This window comes from Micromonospora sp. PTRAS2, assembly GCF_054052245.1.
Map to the genome: position 1 here is coordinate 1 of NZ_JBSWBU010000063.1, position 523 is coordinate 523.

At 72.1% G+C, this 523-nt stretch carries 1 protein-coding gene; it reads left to right on the top strand.

What is annotated here, in order from left to right; all coding sequences use genetic code 11:
• Positions 1-31: 31 nt before the first annotated feature.
• Positions 32-523 (top strand): AMP-binding protein (locus tag ACVMYR_RS33165; RefSeq protein ID WP_457123707.1); only part of this gene is annotated, 492 nt, incomplete at its 3' end.

Here is a 523-nt window from a genome sequence, read left to right on the forward strand (position 1 = left end):
CCCTCGGGTGCCGTGTCCGGGTGGGGTGCGGGTGGTCGCGTTGGACGAGGAGTGGCCGCAGATCGAGGCGGCCGATCCGGTGGACCTGCCGACGGTCGCGGTGGATGGGCCGGCGTTTGTGATCTACACGTCGGGGTCGACGGGCATCCCGAAGGGTGTGGTGTTGACGCACGAGAAGCTGACGAACTTCCTGACGTGGATGGCCGACGAGTGCGCCATCGGCCCCGACAGCAGAATGCTGCACTCGGCCGCACCGGTCTTCGACGCCGCGTTCGGGGAGGTCTTCGCCACGCTCACCTCCGGTGGACGCGTCGTCGTCTGCTCCCGCGACGACCTGCTCGACGTACGCCGGCTCACCGGGCTCATCGAGCGGCACGGCGTCACCCACACCTTCGGGCCCGCGACGAACGTCGCCCCGCTCGACCCGACGGCCTGCCCCAGCCTGCGCTGCGTCGTCCTCGGCGGCGAGGCCGCACCGCCGCAACTCGTCCAGCGCTGGCTGGCGGCGGGCGCCCGGGTCCTG